We start from the raw sequence: 16,441 nt of genomic DNA on the forward strand, positions 1-16,441 counted from the left end.
CTCTAGGGTGGCCAGCATGGCTTTCGCGCTGCGTCCCCGGGTCGACTCCGACGTACCCGCGCTCGTCGAGGTGCTGGGCGCCCAGCAGCCGACCTCGGGCTATCCGCACCGGTGGCCCCTGCCGTTCCCGGTCGCCGACTTCATCGTCCGTGACGACCAGGACCGCGCCTGGGTGGCCGAGGTCGACGGACGGGTGGCCGGGCACGTGGCGGTCGGGCCGGTCACCGGCGAGGAGGCGACGGCGTTCCTCCACGCCACCGACACCGACGACGCATCGGCTCTGGCGCTGGTCGCCGTCCTCTTCGTGGATCCATCGGTCAAGGGCCGGGGCGTCGGCGGGGCGCTGCTCGACGCGGCGGTCGAGTGGGCGCGCTCGCAGGGCAGGCTGCCGGTGCTCGACGTCCTCCAGGGCGCCGCCGTCGACGTCTACCGGCATCGAGGCTGGCAAGTGATCGGTGAGCTGCGTCCGGACTGGCTGCCCGACGCCGTACCGCCGATGCTCCTGATGTCCCTCCCCCACCAGCAGTAACGCGGGGTCACCGTCGCTCCACACGCGCCCTGACACGGGCGAACCGTCAAAGGCACCGCACAAGTGCGACGGTCAGGCGGCGGCCGGCACCCCCGTGTGCCGGGCCAGGTGCCTCTCGGCAGCACGCGCAGCCGGGTGTGAGACGACCGCGGCGGCCACCGCAATGACGGCGATCACCACCCAACCGGGCGCGCCCCAGCTGAGCGCGAGGAACGTGTAGAGGGCCGGGAAGACGATCGGCTCGACCTGGTAGCCCAGGCTCCACACGCCCTGGTAGTCGCCGAGACGGCGCGGGTCGGAGAGCTCTGAGGTGAAGCCCCAGTCGGAGGCCGACTGCCACAGCTCGGCACCGGTGATGGTGATGTGGCCGATCCAGATCAGCACGATCGAGACCCAGCCGACGGTCTCGTGCGTCACGCTGAGCACCACGCACGACAGCACGAACGCCCATCCCGACCAGCGCACCGCCCGCAGCGACCCGTTGACGGTCTCCGCACCCCGCGAGGCCCGCACCTGGAGGAGTACGGCGAGCACGGTGTTGGTGCCGAACAGCCAGGCCAGCAGCACTTGCGGCGCATCGGTGCGCTCGACCAACCACAGGGGCACGACGACGTTGAGCAGCACCTGGTTGGAGGAGAGCACGCCGTTGCACAGGGCGAGTACGACGAACCCCCGGTTGCGGAACGCGCCCGGTGAGAGGTGGTGGTCGTCTCCGTGGTCGGGGACCGAGCGCACCAGTGTCGGGAGGAACGAGATCATCAGCGCGTTGATGATCAGCAGGGCGCCGGTCAGCAACGGGATGGCCATGATCGCCTCGCGGGAGCCGATGCCCAGGGCCACACCCGAGGCGCCCGCGCCCAGCGTGTAGCCCACGTTGCGGGCCGAACGCTGGAAGGCCATCGCCCGCACCCGGGTCTCGCGGGGGAAGACCTCGATGCGGTAGACGTTGCGTGCCGAGCGGCCCGCAGTCTCGACCGAGGCCAGCACCGAGAGCACCAGCACGAACGTCAGGAACCCCGACACCAGCGGCCAGGAGAAGTAGAGCCCGGCCTCGAGCAGGGCGCTGATCACCCACAGCCGCTTGGCGCCGACCCGGTCGCTGAGCCGGCCCAACGGGATCGACAGGGCCAACGTCACGACCGCCGCAGCGCTCATGCCGAGGCCGACCTGGGCTCCGGTGAGTCCGACGATCTGGGTGAAGAAGACGGCCGTACCGGTCAGGAACGCTCCGGTGGCGAACGCCGAGAGGACCGACTGGAGCGCGAGGTCGCGCTCCAGCTTCGTGGGCGGGACCAGCCCCGCCAGCACCCGGGGAATGGCCACGTCAGTGGGCGAAGTGGCGGGTCCCGGTGAAGTACATCGTCACGCCCGCGGCTGTCGCGGCAGTGATGATCTCCTCGTCGCGGATCGAGCCACCCGGCGCCACGACCGCCTTCACGCCACCGTCGAGCAGCACCTGGAGGCCGTCGGCGAAGGGGAAGAACGCGTCGGACGCGGCCACCGAGCCGGCGGCCCGATCGCCCGCGCGCGTGACGGCCAGGTTGCAGGAGTCGACCCGGTTGACCTGCCCCATGCCGACGCCGACCGAGGCTCCGCCGGAGGCGAGCAGGATCGCGTTGGACTTCACCGCGCGGATCGCCCGCCAGGCGAACTGCAGGTCGGCCAGCGTGGCCTCGTCGGCGGCGTCACCGGCGACCAGGCGCCAGCGCGACGCGTCGTCGCCCGTGGCGTTGCCGAACTTGTCCTCGCCCTCGGCGTCGATGGCGTCGCGCACCTGCATCAGCAGGCCACCCGAGATCGGCCGGGTCTCCACTCCCCCGCGGGCCGGCGGGTCGACGACCAGGAGGCGGAGGTTCTTCTTCGTGGTGAGGATGTCGAGGGCCTCGCCGTCGAAGCCGGGCGCCACGACGACCTCGGTGAAGATGTCCTTGACCGTCTCGGCCAGCTCCTTGGTCACCGTGCGGTTGGTGGCGATGATGCCGCCGTACGCCGACACCGGGTCGCAGGCGTGGGCCTTGGCGTGGACGGCCGCGATCGGCTCGTCCGAGGTGCCGACCGCGATGCCGCACGGGTTGGCGTGCTTGATGATCGCCACCGTCGGCAGGTCGCCGTGGTCGTAGGCCGCGCGGTACGCCGCATCGGCGTCGACGTAGTTGTTGTAGGACATCTCCTTGCCGTGCAGCTGCTTGCCCTGGGCCAACCCCGGCTGCGGGGCGAAGCCGTTGACGTAGAGCGCGGCACCCTGGTGCGGGTTCTCGCCGTAGCGCAGCACGTCGGCGCGGTTCCACGTGGCACCGGCCCAGGCCGGGAACCCGGAGCCGTCGGAGGTGTCGGTGAGCACCGAGCCCATCCACGACGCCACGTGCACGTCGTACGTCGCGGTGTGCACGAACGCGTCGGCGGCCAGCTTCTGGCGCTCGGCCAGGGTGAACCCGCCGGCGGCAGTGGCGGCCAGCACGGCGTCGTACCCGTCGGGCGAGGTGACGATGGCGACCGACGGGTGGTTCTTGGCCGCGGCGCGCACCATCGACGGACCGCCGATGTCGATCTGCTCGACGCACTCGTCGGGCGTGGCGCCCGAGGTGACGGTCTGGGTGAAGGGGTAGAGGTTCGAGACGACCAGGTCGAACGGCTCGACCTCGAGGTCGGCGAGCTGCTGCACGTGCGACTCGAGGCGGCGGTCGGCGAGGATGCCGGCGTGCACGCGCGGGTGCAAGGTCTTGACCCGGCCGTCGAGGCACTCGGGGAAGCCGGTGAGGTCCTCCACCTTCGTGACCGGGATGCCGAGTCCCTCGATCAGGGCGGCGGAGCCACCGGTGGAGACCAGGGTGACCCCGGAAGCGTGCAGACCACGGACGAGCTCCTCCAGACCGGTCTTGTCGTAGACCGAGACCAGGGCCCGCTTGATGGCGATCTTGCCGTCTGTCATGCGCCGAACCGCACCTTCCTGTCGGTGATGGTGAAACCTTCTCGGGCCATCCGGCCCACGTTCTCGACGAGCATCTGTCGCTCGGCGACCTTGATCCGCTCGTGAAGTGCTTCCGTGTCGTCGTCGTCCTCGACCGGCACCGCGACCTGCGCGACGATCGGGCCGGTGTCGACCCCGCCGTCGACGACGAAGAGGGTGGCGCCGGTGACCTTGACGCCGTACGCCAGCGCGTCGGCCGGCCCGTGCATGCCGGGGAACGACGGGGACAGCGCGGGGTGCGTGTTGACGATCCGGCCGGCGAACCGGCCGAGGAAGTCCTCGCCGACCAGCTTCATGAACCCGGCGGAGACCACCAGGTCGGGCTCGAACGCGGCAACGCTGTCCGCGAGGGCGTGGTCCCAGTCGTCGCGGCTGGAGAACTGGCCGACCTTGCGCACGAAGGTCGGGATGCCCGCACGGTCGGCGCGGGCCAGGCCCTCGATGCCGTCACGGTCGGCGCCCACCGCGACCACGGTGGCGCCGTACGCCGGGTCGGCGCACGCGTCGAGCAGCGCCTGGAGATTGGTGCCCGACCCGGAGACGAGCACGACGAGGCGCTGGGGACTCCGGGTGGTTGGCACGGGCGGAGTTTATCGACCGCGCCCCGATTCACCGAACCGGTCTCAAGCCGGGTCGGGGCAGCACGTGTCACACATCAAGAATCCACGGCTCGCGCATCAAGAATCCACGGCTCGCGCATCAAGAATCCACGGCTCGCGCATCAAGAATCCACGGTTGGCGCTTCTTCGGGGAGCGAGCGTCGGGTCCACCACGTGGCGAGCAGTCCGCCGAGCAGGCCGCCGGCACCGAGCGAGACGATCCCGTGCCAGAGCACCTCCGAGACCAGGGGGCCGACGTCGGTCATCCGCCCGGGCCCGACGGCTCCCCCGGCGACCGCGGCCAGCAGTCCGAAGAGGAGGCCGGCCAGCACCCCGCCGACGACCCCGCGCAGGGCGCCTTCGTCCCAGGCTGCGGTCGGGCTGTGCCGGTGGCTGCGGACCACGCCGGCCGCCGCGCACAGCACCGGCAGCACGATCAGCGCGGGAGTCCATGCCGGAGTGGGGCCGGTGTCGGGCAGCGCGGCCAACAACGGGAACATCGGCACCGGCCCGATCGCGACCAGTGACGGCGAGACGAGCGTTCCGGTGCCGACCAGGAACCCCGGGCCGAGCAGGTAGGCGCCGCTGAAGATCACGGCGTTGGGCACGACCGTGAGCACCAGCACCACGAACATCAGGCCATCACCGGTGTCGAGGTGCAGCTGCGACATCACGTTCATCGCGGCCCCGAAGTCGAGGGCCAGCGCGACCACGAACACGCCCGCCGCCGCGACCAGGAAGGCGAGCACGACGGACCAGGCGGCGTGCAGCGAGGCGCGTACGGCGGGGGGCGCCAGGGAGAGCCAGATCGATGCACGGCCGGACCCGATCGCGATGCCGGTGCCGCCGACCCCGCAGGTGAGGGCCAGGGACCACAGCATCACGGCGTTCAGGTCGGGGCTGAGGTCACCGGTGCCACAGAGCACGGCGGTGAACACGGCGACCACGACGTACGTCGCCGCGAAGAGTCCCGTCGCCGCGGGGACGGTCCAGTCACGGTCACCGTCGGAGAGCGCATCGGCGTCGGGCCCGTGGCCGGCCACCTGCTCGCCCAAGCGGAGGCCGAAGCGCCACACCACGACGCCGAAGAGAAGGGTCAGGCCGAGCGGGACGGCGGTGATCGCGACCCCCTGGACCGTGACGCCGGACCCGTGGCCCATCAGCCAGCCCAGGCCGCCCGCGCGCAGTGCATCGCGCGGGGCCCCGTGGATGCCCCCGTCGGCGAGGAACCAGCCGAGCAGGGCCAGGCCCAGGCACACGGCCAGCGTGCTGGCCGCGGCGGAGAGCCCGGCGACGGTGGCCAGGAGCGTCAGGGGACGACGGTTGGTCTCGGCTGGGGACAGCCCCGGAGGGCTCAACGTGGCGGTCATGACGAGACCCATCCTGACCCGCGCGGCACTCCTCCGATCGCTGCACACGCCGCGCGTGGGTGATTCCGGGCGGTTTCGCCTGAGGCACGGCCACCCCGTACCGTGGTCGGGTCATGCTCGATCCTGCCGAATTCGACGCCTTCTACGCCGCCACTCGCGGTCGCCTGTTGTTGCAGACCTACGCACTCACCGGCGACCTGCCCGCGGCGCGCAGCGCTGTGCGCGATGCGTTCATCGCCGCGTGGCACCACTGGCGCAAGGTCTCCCGCCTCGACGACCCCGAGTCATGGGTGCGACCGCACGCCTGGTCGCTCGCCCAACGGCACCACACGACCCGCATCTGGCACCGCGACAAGGCCCTCGACGACGCCTCCCGGGCAACCCTCGAGGCTCTCGGCAAGCTCAGCCTCCCGCAGCGCAAGGTGTTGCTCCTGACCCAGCTGAGCTCGGTCAACATGGAGCAGATGGCACGTGAGATCGGCCTCACCCGCGAGACCGCCGAGCGCGAGCTGCAGACCGCGGCCGCCCAGTTCTCCCTGCACCGCAACGTCCCCTCGCCGTCGGTGCGGCTGCACCTGGAAGCCCTCGGCGCCCAGATCTCCTCCTCACGCTTCCCCCGGGTGACGATCATCCGGCGCTCCGGTGCGGCCCGTCGTCGCGCGCACACCGGCGTCGGGGTCGTGGCCGCCGTCGCCGCGCTGCTCGCGGCCGGTGCCGTCGTGCACCAGACCGGCGGCGCCACCCCCGCCCTCGGCGGTGTCAGCGCCCACGGCGACTCCTCCCTCGACGAGCCCGATCCCGCCACCCTGCTGCACCCCGACGACCTGCTGACCAGCGAACAGATCAGCACCCTGGCCCCGGCCCGCACGCTGAAGGCCCCCGTGACCAGCAACAACACCGGGGGCACCGGCATCAACACGGTGTGCCAGGAGGAGCCTTTCGCCGATCCCCAGGGCGAGGCGACCCTGGTCCGCAAGTTCGCCCTCGACGGAGAGCCGTCGATGACGGCGCTGCAGTCGCTCGAGCTGTCCACGGACGACGCCGCCGCGCACACGGCGTACGACACCGTCGTCGGCTGGTACGCCGGCTGCACGGAGCGCCGCGCACAGCTGCTCTCCACGCACCGGCTGAACGGCGTGGGCGACGAGGCCGTCCTCCTGGTCCTGCGCACCTGGCAGGCACCGGAGCAGACGCTGACCATCGGGGTGGCCCGCACCGGCGCACTGGTCTCCACGGTGGTCCGCCAGTTCCAGAGCACCCGCGAGCCGCGCCTCGAGCCGATGGTCGGACTCACCGCCACCGCCGTCGAGGGGCTCTGCACCCACGAGGCGGCAGCGGCCTGCGTCACCACCCCGAAGGCGGTCCCGATTCCACCGCCGGCCGGAGTGACGGCACGGGGGCTGCTCCAGGAGGTCGACCTCCCGCCCGTCGAGGGGGTCACCCGCCCGTGGGCCGGCACCGGCCCGGCCGTCCCCCGCGCCAACATGGCGGCGACGACCTGCGACAACACCGAGTTCACCTCGAAGCAGATCTCCTACGCCACCACGCGCACGTTCGTGATCCCTCGCGCGAAGCTGCCCAAGGCGTTCGGCCTGACCGAGACCCTGGGCCGCTTCCGCAAGCCGGCCCAGGCCAAGAAGTTCGTGGCCGGGGTGCGCGCACGCCTCAACGCCTGCGAGGACAAGGACCTCTCGACCAAGGTCACCCAGGTGCACGCCCAGGGCGACAGGACCAGCGAGGTGAGCATCTGGCACCTCAGCACCGAGATCTCCGACGAGCGCACCGTCCAGTTCCAGATGGCGGTCATCCGGCGCGGGAACATCGTCGTACAGATCGGGTTCGTCCCCGACGACGACCACTCCATCGGCACCGGCGCCTTCCACGAGCTCAGCCTCCGCGCGCTCGAGCGCATCCAGAACCTGCCTCGCAGATAGAATTTTCCCGCGCGGTGTGCAACCGCCGGTCCCTGCCACGCGTAGACCGTTCGACAACGCGAGCAGGAAAGACCAGGACGGGGGTACGTCGATGAACGAGCAGGAGTTCGACGACTTCTACACCGCTTCCTTCGCCCGGATCACCGGTCAGGTGTACGCCATGATCGGCAACCGGGACGAAGCGCAGGAGTGTGTGCAGGAGGCGTTCGTCAAGGCCTGGGCCCACCGGCGAAAGCTGGAGAAGGCCGAGCACCCCGAGGCATGGGTGCGAGTGACTGCCCACAGGCTGGCGGTCAGCCGCTGGCGTCGTACCCGCATCGCGAAGCGTCCGGCCGACCGCGCCGTGTCGCTGCCGGCCTCCACCGCCCCCGCCGACGAGAACCGGGTCGCGTTGGTGGCCGCGCTCAAGAAGCTTCCCGAGTCGCAGCGCCGGGCGTTGGTCCTGCACCACATGTGCGACCTGCCGATCGCGGCGGTCGCCGCCGAGGTCGGCGCCCCCGAGGGAACCGTGAAGGCCCGACTCTCCCGAGGACGTACGGCGCTGGCCGCGCTGCTCTCCGACTCCCCACCAGACGCACACGGACTCCAGGAAGGAGCCAGCCATGTCTGATCCGATCAAGGACCTCGAGAACTTCAGCAGCGAAGGATTGCCCATGAACCCGCTCGCGCCCTCGGAGGTGCGTCGTCGCGGTGACCGCATCCGCCGACGCAACCAGGGAGTGCTGGCCCTCGGTGCCGCGGCCGCGGTCGCCGTGGTCGCCACCTCCGGTGTCCTCGTCGCCGGTGCCGTCAACCAGGGTGAGGGCCCCGACCCGGCCGTGGACCCGACGCGGACCACGGACAGGACGACCTCCGGCTTCCTCACCACGATCCCCGACGACTTCGCGCTCGACGTCGGCATGGGGGGTGCCCAGGTCACCGAGGACGGCCAGATGGACGACCTCGACTACTGCGGGACCACGCCCCTGTCCGACCTCCCCACGCTCGACGTACGCAGCGCGGAGGTGTCCGGTGGCGAGACCTCGGTGACCCGCACCCTCTACCTGCTGGAGAACCAGGACGAGGCGCGCGCCACCCACGTCGCCGTCCTCGACGCGGCCCGCGACTGTGCGGCCGAGAAGATGCCCGACGGCACCGTGGCACTCCAACCCGCCGACGACTCGTGGCCCGGCAACACGATCACGCTCGACCTCGGCCGGGGCGCCGAGACCGAGCCCACCGTGCAGGTCGTCAACGTCGTGACGAACGGCCCGGCCGTGCTGGTGACCTCGATCTGGGGCGTGTGGAGCGGCGACGTGCAGCCCGGCGTCGAGACCTCCCGTGACGGGCTCGGGCAACTCGTGCCCGAGCTGGACCTCTTCGGCGACAACGTCGGCCCGCTCGAGCCCTCCGAGGTCGATCCCGACCAGGACACCGGCTCGTCGGACGACGTCCCGACGACGATCCCCGACGACTACCCGCTCGGCACGGGCTGGCCGGACGACTCCCTGGCCGAGACCGAGGAACTGGGCCTGCAGGGCCCGAACCGCACCCTCGAGTCGCTGCCCTTCAACGCCTGCGGAGAGACCTGGCAGGAGCCGGAGTACGCCGACCGGCTGCGCGCCGAATGGACCAACGCCGAGGACTACCGGGCCCGCCAGCTCACGACGTACGCCGACGCCGACGCTGCGGTCGCGGCGGTCGCCGACCTGATCGCCATGATGCAGGCCTGCCCGGAGGACCCGGTGCGCGACGACGGCTACGTCACGAAGCGCACGGTCCGCAAGATCCCCTTCGGCGGTGAGGGCTGGGCGATCCTCGAGCGCGACACGCTCAACGGTGGCGACTCACCCCTGGGCGGTTCCACCATGGTGATCCGCAACGGCCTGTCGGTGCTGGTGATCCGGCACGACGGCCACTCCGGCTACCCGGGCACCGACAACGGCCAGGGTCAGGTCGACCGGCAGACCAGCGAAGCCTCCCAGGCGATCGCGGCGATGTGCCGGTTCACCGTCGCGGGGTGCGGCTCAGGGTCGGACGGCGGCACCGAGTCCTCCTCGGACGACGTCCTGGGTCCCGACGGTTGGGGCGAGCTGAAGATCGGCATGACGGCCGCCGAGCTGGAGGCCACCGGGCTGGTCACCATCGCCCCGGCCGACGACCCGACCGCGGCGTGCCGGGCCGTCACGATCAAGGGCTGGGAAGACACCGTCCACCCCAACATCAACGGGCAGGTGCATGCGTTCGTCAGCAAGAAGCACGGGCTGGCGATGATCTTCGCCCAACCCGGCATGAGGACCGCCGAGGGCATCGGGGTCGGGTCGACGGTCGCCGACGTGCGAGCGGCGTACGGCGAGCTGGGCGGCCAGGACGCCTACAACACCGCACCCGTCGACGGGAAGAGCTGGTTCTTCCTGACTGACGGTGGATCGGTGACCGCCTTCCAGCTCGAGCACGCAGACCAGGACTGCATGGACTGATCGCGAAGCACGCGGCGCCCCGGACCCGAGTGGGTCCGGGGCGCTCGTCGTACAGGTGGAGGCTCTCTTCGCTGGCGGCCGAGCCGGCGGCGTACCCTGACGGCAGCAACGGTGAGTCACCAACGGAGGCAGGACGCAGTGAACTTCGACGCCAGTGACCCCGACCTCCTCGACGCGGTGTGCCGCATGTGCGAGGAGCCGGCATCCTTCGCGGTCATGCTGCGCGGTGCCGCGGCGGAGGAGCTGAGCGACCGGGTGATGTTGTGCAAGGTCTGCGAGCACTACGCCTCGGGCGGGCAGGTCGACTCCCTGATCGCCAGGTCGTCGGACGCATCGGCCGAGACGGACCGGGTGGCCGAGATGATCATCCGGGACCTCGACCAGTCGGTGCCCTTCGACCTCGACCTGCCGGGTGCCGACGACTGGGGCTGACCCGTCGCCAGTTCGGCAACAAATGACACCGACCCGTCGCCAGTTGGCGACGGGTCGGTGTGTCTCCCGCCGACGAGCGGCGGGAACGGTGGATCAGAGGCTCTGCAAGATCTCCCGCATGAGCGCGGCGGTCTCGGACGGCGTCTTGCCGACCTTGACGCCCACGGCCTCGAGGGCTTCCTTCTTCGCCTGCGCGGTGCCGGAGGAACCCGACACGATCGCGCCGGCGTGGCCCATCGTCTTGCCCTCGGGGGCGGTGAAGCCCGCGACGTAGCCGACGACCGGCTTGGTGACGTTGTCCTTGATGTACGCCGCGGCACGCTCCTCGGCGTCGCCACCGATCTCGCCGATCATCACGATCGCCTTGGTCTCCGGGTCGTTCTCGAAGGCCTCGAGCGCGTCGATGTGCGTCGTGCCGATGACGGGGTCACCGCCGATGCCGATCGCGGTCGAGAAGCCGAAGTCCTTCAGCTCGTACATCATCTGGTAGGTCAGCGTGCCCGACTTGGACACGAGACCGACCGGGCCGGAGCCGGCGATGGTGTGCGGCGTGATGCCGGCCAGCGACTCACCCGGCGTGATGATGCCGGGGCAGTTCGGGCCGATCATGCGAGTCGACTTGCCGTCGAGGTAGGCGAACACCTCGGCGGAGTCCTGCACCGGCACGCCCTCGGTGATGACCACCAGCAGGCCGATGCCGGCGTCGATGGCCTCGATGCAGGCGTCCTTGGTGAAGGCCGGCGGCACGAAGACGACGGACACGTCAGCGCCGGTCTCCTTCATCGCCTCTTCGACCGAGCCGAAGACCGGGAGTTCCTTGCCGGCCAGCTCGACCGACGTACCGGCCTTGCGTGCGTTGACACCGCCGACGATGTTGGATCCCGCCTCGACCATGAGGGTGGTGTGCTTGGAGCCCATACCGCCCGTCATGCCCTGGACGATGATCTTGGAGTCCTTGTTGAGGTAGATAGACATGTCTTCGTCCTTCTCAGGCGTTCGCCAGCTCGGCGGCCTTGTCGGCCGCGCCGTCCATGGTGTCCACCTGCGTCACGAGCGGGTGGTTCAGCTCGTTGAGGATGCGGCGACCCTCGTCGACGTTGTTGCCGTCGAGGCGCACGACCAGCGGCTTGGTGGCGGCGTCGCCGAGGATCTCCAGGGCACCCTTGATGCCGTTGGCGACCTCGTCGCACGCGGTGATGCCACCGAAGACGTTCACGAACACGCTCTTGACCTGCTCGTCGTTGAGGATCACGTCGAGGCCGTCGGCCATCACCTGGGCGTTCGCGCCGCCGCCGATGTCGAGGAAGTTCGCCGGGGTGACCCCGCCGTGGTTCTCGCCGGCGTAGGCCACGACGTCGAGGGTCGACATGACCAGACCGGCGCCGTTTCCGATGATGCCGACGGAGCCGTCGAGCTTCACGTAGTTGAGGCCCTTGTCCTTGGCCTTCGCCTCGAGCGGGTCGGCCTCTTCGCGGATCTCGAAGGCCTCGTGCTCGGGGTGACGCACCTCGGAGGCGTTGTCGTCGAGCGACACCTTGCCGTCGAGGGCCTCGAGCTTGTCGCCCTCGAGGCGGGCCAGCGGGTTGACCTCGACCAGCGTGGCGTCTTCTTCGACGAAGACCTTCCACAGGTCCTGGACCATCTTGATGGCCTGGTCACGCAGCTCCGCGGGGAACGCGGCCTCGTCGACGATCGCGGTCGCCTTGGCCTCGTCGACACCGGTGAGGGCGTTGATCGGGATCTTCTTGACGGCGTCGGGGTTGGTCTTGGCGACCTCTTCGATCTCCACACCGCCCTCGACGCTGGCAATGCAGAGGTACGAGCGGTTCGAGCGGTCGAGCAGGAAGGAGAAGTAGTACTCCTCCACCGGCGGGGTCGCCGGCGTGATCAGGACCCGGTTCACGGTCAGGCCCTTGATCTCCATGCCGAGGATGTTCGAGGCGTGCTCGAAGGCCTCGTCCGCGGTCTTGGCGAGCTTGACGCCGCCGGCCTTGCCGCGACCTCCAGCCTTCACCTGAGCCTTGACGACGGTCACGCCGCCCAGCTCCTCAGCGGCAGCACGTGCCTCTTCGGCGGTCTCGACGACCTTTCCGAGAGTCGTGGTGACGCCGTGCTTGGCGAAGAGTTCCTTCGCCTGGTACTCCATCAGGTCTGACATCCACCCAGTCCTTTTTCTTATTCGTTACAGTCCGGGGATTCCATTGGGCACCCTAGACCCGTTTGCGGACCTGGCCCCAACGAGGGTCTGGGGAATGGGACGTGTGACCGGTCACCATGAGCAGAAATCCTGGCGAACATCACACAGACTTGTCCGACGTTGTCCACAATGGACGACACCCTCGATTTACACGCCCCCCGGGGAGTCCGTTACAGTCTGAGGCTGCTTCATCCCCCGAGGTTTGAGGATTCTTGTATGGGCAACCACCGAGCTCCCCGTCGTGGAGCGAAGTCTGCGACCCCGGGAACCTCGGTCGGCATCCCCGCCGCCACCTCTTCCGCCGGCAAGCGCCGTGCGGTCAAGCACGCGGGATCGCGCGGCCAGCTCTTCCGCAAGCTCCCCTCCGCCCCGGTCCTGCTGGGTGTCGCCGCACTGACCGTGTCGGCCACCGGCGCCGTCGCCGCCGGTGAGGCGCCGAGCAATTCCACCGCTTCCGACAGCTTCAACGTCGCCTCCGCGGCCAACGCCCTGTCGGGCGAGAGCGTCATCTCCTCCACGAGCGCCCGCGCCGAGCGCAAGGAGACCGTCTCCCGCGATTCCCGCCGTGACGCCCTCGCCGACTCGAGCGAGGAGAAGCTGCAGGCCGCCGCCGAGGCGACCGCCGAGCAGCGCAACGTCGAGCTCCAGCGTCTCGCCCAGGACGCCGAGAAGCAGGCCAAGAAGATCGCCCTGAACCTCTGGCAGCTGCCTCTTTCGAGCTACCGCCTCACCGCCACCTTCGGCCAGTCCAGCGGCCTGTGGTCGAGCACCCACACCGGCCTCGACTTCGCGGCCCCGGTCGGCACCCCGATCATGTCGGTCACCAACGGCACGGTGACCTCCGCCGAGTACGCCGGCGCCTACGGCAACCAGATCATCGTCACCACCGATGACGGCGAAGAGCTGTGGTACTGCCACATGAACGAGTTCGCGGTCGCCGTCGGCGACACGGTCCGCGCGGGCGATGTCGTCGGCTACGTCGGCGTGACCGGCAACACCACCGGCCCGCACATGCACCTCGAGGTGCGCCCCGGCGCCGGTGACCCGGTCGACCCGTACCAGGCGCTCGTCGCCCACGGCGTCACTCCCTGACGGAGCCGCGCCAGCGGATCCGTCGAAGGTGGTCGAGCGAGCGGCGCGGCTGAGGAACGAAGCCGCGACCCGCGTGTCGAGACCCGGTGACGTACGCGCCACCTCAGCCAGCGACCAGTGACCAGCGACCGTGCAGGTCGGATCCGGCGCGCCCTGACGACCCGCGAGAGTTGCAGTTCGTACCACCTCAGCGACGAGAGTCGTACAAACTGCAACTCTCGAGGCCCGCTGGAGCCGGAGCCCCTGTCCCTGCTGTCGGCGATCATCTCACCAGGTCTCGATACGGTCGCTGGGCGACCTACTCGACCACCGGGTGACCGCGACTCGCTCGACCACCATCATCCAGTCCGCTGGCGCGTCCTGGATCAGAGCTTCTCGACGGGGGCGTAGCGGAGCAGCAGCCGCTTGACGCCCTCGGAGCCGAAGTCGATCGAGGCCACGGACTTGTCGGCCACGCCTTCGACGGCGACGACGGTGCCCATGCCGAAGGAGTCGTGCACGACCCGGTCGCCGGGCTCGAGGGAGGGGATCTCGCGAGCCGGCTTGGCCTTCTTGGCCGCGTCGAGACGAGCGGCGGCACTGCCGAAGTTGCGGCGTCCAGCGGCGGTGGGCTGGCTGAAGTCGATGCCCGAGGAGCGACTCAGGTCGGGCCGGTTCCACGACGTCTGCGCCCCCGCCGTGCGGCGCCAGTCGACCAGGGTCGCCGGGATCTCGTCGAGGAAGCGTGAGGCCGGGTTGTGGGACGGTGCGCCCCACGCGGAGCGCATGACGGCGCGGGAGAGGTAGAGCCGCTCGCGGGCCCGGGTCACGCCGACATAGGCGAGCCGGCGCTCCTCCTCGAGCTCGGGCTTGTCGCCGAGCGAGCGCATGTGTGGGAAGACGCCGTCCTCGAGGCCGGTCAGGAACACCACCGGGAACTCCAGCCCCTTGGCGGTGTGCAGCGTCATCAGGGTGACCACGCCCTGGGCGTCGGCCGCCTCTCCGTCGTCGCCGTCTGCCGGGGGCGGCGGGATCTGGTCGGTGTCGGCCACCAGGGCCACGCGCTCGAGGAAGTCGCCCAGGCCCGGGGTGACCGTCCCGGCGTCGACGTCGCTGGGGTCGGCGGACGGCCCGGCCACCGGGTCGTCGGAGAACTCGCGGGCCACCGCTACGAGCTCGGCGAGGTTCTCGACGCGGGTCTCGTCCTGGGGGTCGTCGGATGCCTCGAGCTCCGCCAGGTAGCCGGACTTGTCGAGCACAGACTCGAGGATCACGTCGGGGCGCTCCCCCGCGTCGACCATCGACTGGAGCTCCTCGACCATCGCGACGAACCCGCGGATCGCGTTGAGCGAACGGGTCGCGATGCCGGGCGCCTCGTCGGCACGGCGCAGCGCCTCCCAGAAGATGGTGCGCTCGCGTTCGGCGTACGCCGAGACGCAGGCCTCCGCACGGTCGCCGATGCCGCGCTTGGGAGTGTTCAGCACGCGGCGCAGCGAGATCTCGTCGGCCGGGTTGGCCAGCATGCGGAGGTAGGCGAGTGCGTCGCGCACCTCGCGACGCTCGTAGAACCGCACGCCGCCGACGACCTTGTAGGGCTGGCCGGTGCGGATGAAGACCTCTTCGAAGACCCGCGACTGGGCGTTGGTGCGGTAGAACACCGCCACGTCGCCGGGACGGGCGTCACCGGCATCGGTGAGCTTGTCGATCTCCTCGGAGACGAAGCGGGCCTCGTCGCGCTCGTCGTCGGCGACGTAGCCCACGATCGCGGCGCCGTCACCGGCCTGGCTCCACAGGCGCTTGGGCTTGCGGCCGGCGTTGTTGCCGATCACCGAGTTGGCGGCGTTGAGGATGGTCTGCGTGGAGCGGTAGTTCTGCTCGAGCAGGATCGAGGTGGCGTCGGGGAAGTCCTGCTCGAAGTCGAGGATGTTGCGGATGTTGGCGCCACGGAACGCGTAGATCGACTGGTCGGCGTCACCGACCACCATCAGCTCGGCCGGCGCGACCCGCTCGCCGCCGGACTCGGTCTCCTCCATGGAGTCGGCGCACAGCTGGTGGATGAGTGCGTACTGCGCGTGGTTGGTGTCCTGGTACTCGTCGACCAGCACGTGCCGGAACCGACGCCGGTAGACCTCCCGCACCTCGGGGAGCGACTGGAAGAGGTGCACCGTGAACATGATGATGTCGTCGAAGTCGAGGGCGTTCGCGTCGCGCAGCCGCCGTTGATAGAGGGCGTACGCCGCGGCGTAGTTCTCCTCGAACTTGTTGTGCGTGTCCTTGGCGGCGTCGTCGGGGTCCTTCAGCTCGTTCTTCTGGTTGGAGACCCAGTTGAGGACGGCGCGGGGTTGGTACTGCTTGACGTCGAGGTCGAGGTCCTGGCAGACCAGGGTCATCAGCCGCTTCGAGTCGGCTGCGTCGTAGATCGAGAACGTCGACTTGAAGCTCGAGCCCCCGAAGTCGAGCGCCGTGATCTCCTTCCGCAGGATACGCACGCAGGCGGAGTGGAACGTGGAGACCCACATGATGCGGGCCCGCTTGCCGACGAGGTCCTCGACGCGCTCCTTCATCTCGGCGGCGGCCTTGTTGGTGAAGGTGATCGCCAGGATGGAACCGGGGTGCGCCTTGCGCTCGCGGATCAGCCAGGCGATGCGCCGGGTGAGCACCCGGGTCTTGCCGGAACCGGCGCCCGCGACCACCAGCAACGGTCGCCCGGCGTGGATCACGGCCGCACGTTGCGGCTCGTTGAGCCCCTCCAGGAGGGCCTCGTTGGACGGGGTGCGGGCGGGCTCGACGGATTCGAGGCCGGGGATCGGAAATGAGGTGCTCATGCTGCATCCACCCTATGTCGATGCGCCGACACCGCCCGACGGTGGTTGAGGAGTGAG

The 16,441-nt window shown here is 70.0% G+C and carries 13 protein-coding genes; 6 read left to right on the forward strand and 7 right to left on the reverse strand.

Going from position 1 to position 16,441, the window contains the following annotated elements; translation table 11 throughout:
* The first annotated feature begins 16 nt into the window (after nt 1–16).
* A complete protein-coding gene (locus ASD30_RS06940; protein WP_056678668.1) occupies nt 17–529 on the forward strand; it encodes a GNAT family N-acetyltransferase in 513 nt (170 codons plus the stop codon).
* Nucleotides 530–601: 72 nt separating this feature from the next.
* Here ASD30_RS06940 and ASD30_RS06945 read toward each other — a convergent pair whose 3' ends face one another.
* The 4 genes from ASD30_RS06945 to ASD30_RS06960 all read right to left on the reverse strand — a co-directional run bounded on the left by ASD30_RS06945 (nt 602) and on the right by ASD30_RS06960 (nt 5,466).
* Nucleotides 602–1,852 carry an MFS transporter gene (locus tag ASD30_RS06945; RefSeq protein ID WP_235532524.1) on the reverse strand — a complete coding sequence of 417 codons (1,251 nt, stop codon included), beginning with the start codon at nt 1,850–1,852 and terminating at the stop codon, nt 602–604.
* 1 nt (nt 1,853) lies between these two features.
* The gene (purH, locus tag ASD30_RS06950; protein WP_056678673.1) at nt 1,854–3,458 is read right to left on the reverse strand and encodes a bifunctional phosphoribosylaminoimidazolecarboxamide formyltransferase/IMP cyclohydrolase; all 1,605 of its coding nucleotides are present in this window, start codon (nt 3,456–3,458) and stop codon (nt 1,854–1,856) included.
* On the reverse strand, nt 3,455–4,078 hold the full coding sequence (gene purN / locus ASD30_RS06955; RefSeq protein ID WP_082563603.1) for a phosphoribosylglycinamide formyltransferase: 624 nt from the start codon (nt 4,076–4,078) through the stop codon (nt 3,455–3,457). The genes purH and purN overlap by 4 nt, the downstream gene beginning before the upstream one ends.
* A 140-nt stretch (nt 4,079–4,218) precedes the next feature.
* On the reverse strand, nt 4,219–5,466 hold the full coding sequence (locus tag ASD30_RS06960; protein WP_056679458.1) for a cell division protein PerM: 1,248 nt from the start codon (nt 5,464–5,466) through the stop codon (nt 4,219–4,221).
* Nucleotides 5,467–5,579: 113 nt separating this feature from the next.
* Here ASD30_RS06960 and ASD30_RS06965 point away from each other — a divergent pair, with 113 nt between their 5' ends.
* From ASD30_RS06965 to ASD30_RS06980, 4 genes are all read left to right on the forward strand, one after another.
* Nucleotides 5,580–7,400 (forward strand): hypothetical protein, encoded by a 1,821-nt coding sequence (locus tag ASD30_RS06965; RefSeq protein WP_056678679.1) that lies wholly within the window; start codon nt 5,580–5,582, stop codon nt 7,398–7,400.
* 91 nt (nt 7,401–7,491) lie between these two features.
* The gene (locus ASD30_RS06970) at nt 7,492–8,010 is read left to right on the forward strand and encodes a SigE family RNA polymerase sigma factor (protein WP_056678682.1); all 519 of its coding nucleotides are present in this window, start codon (nt 7,492–7,494) and stop codon (nt 8,008–8,010) included.
* Nucleotides 8,003–9,859, forward strand: a complete 1,857-nt coding sequence (locus ASD30_RS06975) for a hypothetical protein (protein WP_056678686.1) — start codon at nt 8,003–8,005, stop codon at nt 9,857–9,859. Before ASD30_RS06970 ends, ASD30_RS06975 begins: the two co-directional genes overlap by 8 nt.
* A gap of 138 nt (nt 9,860–9,997) precedes the next feature.
* Nucleotides 9,998–10,291 carry a hypothetical protein gene (locus tag ASD30_RS06980; protein WP_056678689.1) on the forward strand — a complete coding sequence of 98 codons (294 nt, stop codon included), beginning with the start codon at nt 9,998–10,000 and terminating at the stop codon, nt 10,289–10,291.
* Nucleotides 10,292–10,384: 93 nt separating this feature from the next.
* Here ASD30_RS06980 and sucD read toward each other — a convergent pair whose 3' ends face one another.
* Both sucD and sucC read right to left on the reverse strand, forming a co-directional pair.
* A complete protein-coding gene (gene sucD / locus ASD30_RS06985) occupies nt 10,385–11,266 on the reverse strand; it encodes a succinate--CoA ligase subunit alpha (protein WP_056678692.1) in 882 nt (293 codons plus the stop codon).
* Between the two features lie 13 nt (nt 11,267–11,279).
* Complete coding sequence (sucC, locus tag ASD30_RS06990; protein ID WP_200950139.1) at nt 11,280–12,449, reverse strand: ADP-forming succinate--CoA ligase subunit beta; 1,170 nt, start codon at nt 12,447–12,449, stop codon at nt 11,280–11,282.
* A 255-nt stretch (nt 12,450–12,704) separates the two neighbouring features.
* On the opposite strand from sucC, the gene ASD30_RS06995 reads away from it, so the two are divergent.
* A complete protein-coding gene (locus ASD30_RS06995; RefSeq protein WP_056678695.1) occupies nt 12,705–13,580 on the forward strand; it encodes a M23 family metallopeptidase in 876 nt (291 codons plus the stop codon).
* 365 nt (nt 13,581–13,945) lie between these two features.
* Here ASD30_RS06995 and pcrA read toward each other — a convergent pair whose 3' ends face one another.
* Nucleotides 13,946–16,384, reverse strand: coding sequence for a DNA helicase PcrA (pcrA, locus tag ASD30_RS07000; RefSeq protein ID WP_056678698.1), 2,439 nt, complete (start codon nt 16,382–16,384; stop codon nt 13,946–13,948).
* Nucleotides 16,385–16,441 lie beyond the last annotated feature (57 nt).

The organism is Nocardioides sp. Root140, from assembly GCF_001426745.1.
Classification (GTDB): Bacteria; Actinomycetota; Actinomycetes; order Propionibacteriales; family Nocardioidaceae; genus Nocardioides.